5 protein-coding genes are annotated in these 5,651 nt (G+C 74.3%); 3 read left to right on the plus strand and 2 right to left on the minus strand.

Annotated features, from left to right (window positions below; translation table 11 throughout):
- Window positions 1-1,758 (plus strand): hypothetical protein (locus tag CCN72_RS34740; protein WP_244174627.1); only part of this gene is annotated, 1,758 nt, incomplete at its 5' end.
- Between the two features lie 10 nt (window positions 1,759-1,768).
- Here the strand turns inward: CCN72_RS34740 and CCN72_RS34745 are convergent.
- Window positions 1,769-4,168, minus strand: coding sequence for an NB-ARC domain-containing protein (locus CCN72_RS34745; protein WP_244174628.1), 2,400 nt, complete (start codon window positions 4,166-4,168; stop codon window positions 1,769-1,771).
- Between the two features lie 242 nt (window positions 4,169-4,410).
- Here CCN72_RS34745 and CCN72_RS34750 point away from each other — a divergent pair, with 242 nt between their 5' ends.
- Window positions 4,411-4,626, plus strand: coding sequence for an SHOCT domain-containing protein (locus tag CCN72_RS34750; protein WP_208638179.1), 216 nt, complete (start codon window positions 4,411-4,413; stop codon window positions 4,624-4,626).
- A 110-nt stretch (window positions 4,627-4,736) separates the two neighbouring features.
- Here CCN72_RS34750 and CCN72_RS34755 read toward each other — a convergent pair whose 3' ends face one another.
- On the minus strand, window positions 4,737-5,072 hold the full coding sequence (locus CCN72_RS34755) for a hypothetical protein (protein WP_037662750.1): 336 nt from the start codon (window positions 5,070-5,072) through the stop codon (window positions 4,737-4,739).
- A 245-nt stretch (window positions 5,073-5,317) separates the two neighbouring features.
- Here CCN72_RS34755 and CCN72_RS40105 point away from each other — a divergent pair.
- On the plus strand, window positions 5,318-5,651 hold a 334-nt coding region (locus CCN72_RS40105), incomplete at its 3' end, for a hypothetical protein (RefSeq protein ID WP_086812336.1).

The following is a 5,651-nucleotide window of genomic DNA, read 5'->3' on the forward strand; positions in this document are numbered from 1 at the left end:
TGCACCACGAGCAGCACCCGGGCGGGGTGCCGCCGGGTGCTGCTCGTGGTGCACAACGTGACATCCGCGACCCGGCTGCTGGATGTGCTGCCCCTGTTCGGCGGGGACGTACGGCTCCAGTTGTTCGCCACCTGCACGGGGTCCTCGCCGTTCCTCGCGGGGGTGGTCGAGCTGCTGACAGGCATGGGGCTGCCCGTCCTGCCATGGGAGCAGGCCAAGGAGACCACGTTCGACCTGGCCGTCTCCGCGAGCTACGGCGGTGAACTGGACCAGATCCAGGGCGAGTTGGTTGTCCTGTCCCACGGAATGGGCTACAACAAGCGGCTCGCCGCGCCGGACGCCGAACAGCAGTCGGCCGCACCGGTCTTCGGACTCTCGCCGGACTGGCTGCTGCACCGCGGCCGTCCGCTCGCCGCGGCCACCGTCCTGTCCCACCCCGAGCAGCTGGAACGGCTGCGCGCCTCCTGCCCACAGGCCGCGCCCACCGCCGTACTGGCGGGCGATCCCTGCTACGACCGGCTGATCGGCGCGCTTCCGCAGCGTGAACTCTTCCGCCGCGCCCTCGGGGTGGCCCCCGGGCAGAAGCTGGTCGTCGTCAGCTCGACCTGGTCGTCGCGGTCCCTGTTCGGCGCCGCGCAGGCCGGCTCACGCGAAGCGGCCGACGCGGACGATCTGCTGCCCTGGCTGCTGTCCCGGCTGTCCACGGAGCTGCCGGCCGACGAGTACCGCTCCCTCGCCGTCCTGCACCCGAACATCTGGTACGGGCACGGCCCCGGCCAGGTCAGGGCCTGGCTCGACCACGCCCGGCGGGCCGGCCTGGACGCCGTGCCGCCGCTCGACTGGTGGCGGCAGGCCCTGATCGCGGCGGACTGCGTGCTCGGGGACCACTCCAGCGTCACCTACTACGCGGCGGCCATCGGCGTGCCCGTACTCCTCGGGGCGTTCCCGCAGGACGCGCTCGACCCGCACTCCCCGGTGGCCGCGCTCGGCCGTACGGCGCCCCGTCTGGTCCGGCGCGGCAGCCTGCGCGCCCAGATCGACACCGCGATCGCCGCCCATGAGCCGGACCGCTACGCGCACTTCGCCGAGCAGGCCAGTTCCGCGCCGGGCGAGTCCGCGGGGCTGCTGCGCCGCCTCTTCTACCGCCTCATGGACCTGCCGGAGCCCACCGGCCACACCGCGTTGCTCGACCCGCTGCCGCTGCCGCCCCACCAACCGGCCCGCCGTACCACGCCCGTTCGGGTCTTCGCCGAGGTGACCGACGGCCGGACGCCGGAGGTGGTGCTCGTACGGCACCCGGTGTCCGGCGACGCCCCCGACCCGGCCGACGGACTCGCGGCGGCGGCCACGGCGTACGCGCACACGGCGGTCGACGAGGAGACCCGCGAGGCCGGCCGGCTGCGCCTCGCGGACGTGATCCTGCGCCATGCCCCGGCCGACGACCCACGCCTCGGCCCGCCCGGCGCCTGGACCGCGGAGGCGCTGGCCCGCTACCCCTACTCCGCGCTGGCGGCCTACGCCGACGGCCCGGACCGCTGCGTCGTCCGCACCCGCCGGGGCGATCTGCTCCGCCTGTCCGCCGCCACCGCGCCCGACGGCCGCCCGAACCTGTGCGACCCGGCCGCCTACGCCTCCGCCCTGCACACCTGGCTCACCACCGGCCGCAAACTCTCCGAGGCCATCCCCGAACTGACGGTCCGCACCGGCACGGTGACCCACCGGGTGACGATCGAACGACTGCCGACGCATCCGGCGTAGGCTCCGCCGCTCAGCCCGCCAGCGCGGCGAGCCGCTCCCGTACCCGCTCGGCGCCGACCGCGTCCTCCTGCTTCTCGTACCGCGCCGCGGCGGCCCGGAGATCCTCGGCGGCCTCCGCCGGGTGGCCGGCGAGCCGATGGCCCTCGGCCCGCTGCTCCAGCGCGTCGGCGAGCTGGAGGTCCGCGCCCTCGGCCGTCATGGTCTCGACGGCCTTGTCCAGGCAGACGAGGGCGAGTTCGGGGTCGCCCGCGCGCAGGTGGGTCTCGCCCAGGCTCATGTAGACGCGGCCCTCGTTGTAGGTGTCCGCGCCCTCGGGCAGGGTGCGGAAGCGCACGAGCGCGTCGTTCAGCTTCGCCAACGCGGCCGGGAACGCGCCTTCTTGGGTGAGGGCACGGCCGATGTGGTGCTCCAGGAGCGCGGTGGCGCGGGGGACGTCCCGCCGGCCGTCGTCGCCCTCGCGGATACCGCCGAGCACACGCTGGGCCTCCTCGAAGCCGAGGCGTGCCTCGTCATGGCGCCACAGCTTGAGGCGGAGCAGCCCGAGGGCTTCCAGGGCGGTCGCCCGGCCACGGAGATGACCGCATGCCGCGTCGGCGGTGATCGCCGCTTCCAGGGCCTCCTCCGCCCTGTCGGCGTCGCCGACTCCCATATAGGCGAAGGCCAGTTGGACCAGCATGCGGCCCACCGCGCGCCGGTCGCCGAACTCCTCGGCGCTGCGCCGGGCGGCCTCGACCCCGCGCAGATGCGTCTCGATCCACTGGGCGTGGAAGCCGAGCCGCAGATGCAGGCTCCACATCGCCTCGCACAGCTGCCACACGAGGTCGTCGTAGCCGTGGTGCTCGGCCGCGTGGATGACGGCCGCGAGGTTCTCCCGCTCGGCGCGCAGCTCCCGCAACGCCCGTGCGCTGTCGCCCGGTTCGGGGTGCTCCGGTACGGTGAGCCGGTCGTAGACGGGGCCGAGGTGCCAGCGGTGCGGGATCACCCGCAGGTCCGCGGCCGCCGCGAACCGCAGATACGCGACCGCCACCCGGCGGACCGCCTCGCGCATCCGGCGGTCCCCGTCCTCGGCGACCGCCAGCTCGCGGGCGTGCGCGCGGGCCAGGTCGTGGAAGCGGTAGCGCTCCTCCGCGACCTCCTCCAGCAGATGGACCCGGGCCAGCCGCTCCAGCATGTCCCGCGCCCGGTCCTCCTCGACACCGGCCGCGTGCGCGGCGCACAGGACGCTCACGGTCGGCCAGGACCAGACCGCCAGCGCGCGATAGAACGCGGCGCACTCGGGGTCGAGTTCGCCGTACGACACGTCCTGGGCGAGCCGGACGGGGTCGGCGGGGGCGTGCGGGTCGGTGTCACCCATGAGGGCTCCTGTCTGCCGCGTGCCGTGGATCCGGTCGGCGAGTCCGCGCGCCACCCGGTCCCAGGAGAGGTGTTCCCGGACGGCGAGTCCGGCGCCGGTGGTGCACACCGCGAGCGGGATGCCGCCGGTGCCCTCCGCGACGGCCCGGACGACCTCCTCCGGGGCGGCCGACCGGTTGTGCCCGGCGACGCGGCGCAGCAGCAGGACGGAGTCCGCGGTCGACAGCGGTCGCAGGGTGAAGGGGTGCGCGCCGTGTTCGGCCACGAGCCGGCCGAGGCGGTGCCGGCTGCTCACCAGGACGAGGGAGCCGGGCGAGGCGGGCAGCAGGGGGAGCACCTGCGCGTCGTCCAGTGCGTTGTCCAGTACGACGATCATGCGCCGGTCGGCCGTGCAGTCCCGGAACAGGTCCCGCTGCCGTGCCTCGTCGCCGGGGACGGTGCCGACCTTGAGGCCCTCCAGGAGACGGACGAGCGCCTCGGAGGGCGTGAGGGCGGTTCCGGCGGACGCCCCGGCCAGATCGACGAACAGGACTCCGTCCGGGAACTCCTCCCGCAGTTCATGCGCGCACCGGACGACGGTGGCGGTCTTGCCGATGCCGCCCGGCCCGGTGAGGGCGGCGACGACCGGTGCGCCGGGTGCGCGGTCGGCGTCGTCCAGCAGGCCCTTGATCCAGGCGAGCACGTCCTCGCGGTCGGTGAAGGCCGCGGTCGCGGGCGGCAGCATCTGCGGGCGGGAGGCACCGGGGGCCACGGCCGTCACCGGGCGGGGCGCCAACCGGGAGGCCTCGCGGACCCATTCCCGTACCTCGTGGGCGAACTCCGGTGAGCTGTGGGCGAGTTCCACGAGCCGTAAGGCGGCGGCCCTGCGTTCGTGCTCGGTGACGGGCAGGACGAGCACCTGCCGGCCGGCAGGGGTGCCCGGCTCGGATCCCGCCCGGCCGAGCAGTCCGTGCAGCCGCTCGGAGATCCGTCTGCCCATCTCGCCGCCCGCCCCGGACAGCGCACCGGAGGCGACCGTGCCGACCGCCGAGAACACCAAGTCGATCAACGGTTCCACCCAGCACTCCCCCAACTCGCCATAACGGCCATCGTATCGACAAACCCGTAGGGAGAGCGGGCGGACGGACGAGGGGCGGGTGCGCTCACGCACCCGCCGCCGCCAGGTGGGCCGGAACCCGTCCTCCAGAGGGCCGAAAGGCCCTGTCGACGGGTGGGCGATCGGGGAATGGTGGAGGTACGGGGTCTTTCAGGGTGGTGAGCCGGATGGTGTACGAGGACGGTGGCGGGGGGTGGGTCTGGATGGCCTTCATGCCCCTCGTGTGGATCGCGCTGCTCGGGCTTCTCGGCTGGGCGATGCTGCGGCTCACTCGGCATCACAGCGGGCAGGAGCGCGGCTCGGCCCGGGAGACGCCGGAGGAGATCCTTGACCGGCGGTTCGCGTCCGGGGAGATCGACGCGGAGACGTATACCGACGCCCGGGAGCGGCTTGCGGCGCATCGGGGGAAGTCCCGGTGACCTCCGCCGCCGACCGGCCCTACGCGTGGGCCTGTTGACGGACGAACGCGTTCAGTGCCGCGAGGGGAGCCGTCGGCCGGGGCCGTCACCCATCGTTCCGGTGCGAAGCCTCACTCCGGTGCGAAGTCGAAGCTGTTCCACAGCCCGGTCGCCCGCACCACCTGGTCCGTCGCGCCGATGTCCACGAAATCGTACGCGCCGCCCGCGGGCACGGTGCAGTCGCGGGTCGTGTACATGCGCAGGCTGCTCTGGGTCAGGTTGGTCACGTGGGTGACGCCTCCGGGGAAGCGGTGGCAGCCCCTGACCGAGGGATTGGTGAGGGTCTGTACGACCCGTCCGTCGTTGCGTGCCACGATCTGACCGGACGCCTGGTCCTGGCAGGCGGTGAGCGCGATGCCGAGCAACGCGAAACCGGTGAGCGCGGCCAGCGGCCGTGAAGCGCGCATCGGGCCTCCTGTGCCAAGACGCCAAGACGGGTGCTGCCAGGGGACCAGGTCCCCCCACCACTATCCGTCAGAGTGCGCCGGCCCGCCCGGCGAGGGCGCCCGCGCCGCTCACATCGCCTGTTCAGCGGCGTCCTGGGGGCCTTTCGGGTGCCTGTGTGGCCCAGGTGTCGCACCCGGTGTGCGGGGTGCGGCCGCCCACCCTTCACTGAGGGGAACGCATCGCGGCGAGGGCATCGGAGGCACCTATGGCAGGGCTCGGCGGACGGGGCGCGGCGGGCGCGGTACTGGCCCTGGTCATGGCGTCCGCCGCCGGCTGCGGCAACGGCTCCCAGAACTCCCCCACCCCCGCCGAACAGGCCGCCTCCGCCGCCTCCGCCGCCGCCTCGCTCGCCTCCCGGGGCGGCGACGCGCTCGCCTCGGCCTCGGCGGAGGCGGGCCGGAGACTCGACGAGGCCAAGGGCGGCCTGAACGCCAAGGATCAGGTGAGCCTCGGCGCCGTCACCCTCGACGGCGACGGCCGGGCCACCACCACCGTGACCGCGCGCAACACCGCCTCCGCCGCCAAGTCCTTCGCCGTCC

The sequence above is a fragment of the Streptomyces murinus genome, assembly GCF_002154555.1.
Taxonomy (GTDB): domain Bacteria; phylum Actinomycetota; class Actinomycetes; order Streptomycetales; family Streptomycetaceae; genus Streptomyces; species Streptomyces murinus.

Excerpts from the sequence above, each read along its gene's own strand:
- CCN72_RS34750 (WP_208638179.1), top strand. The coding sequence starts at position 4,411 with ATGGCCTTCATGCCCCTCGTGTGGATCGCGCTGCTCGGGCTTCTCGGC.
- CCN72_RS34755 (WP_037662750.1), bottom strand. The coding sequence starts at position 5,072 with ATGCGCGCTTCACGGCCGCTGGCCGCGCTCACCGGTTTCGCGTTGCTC.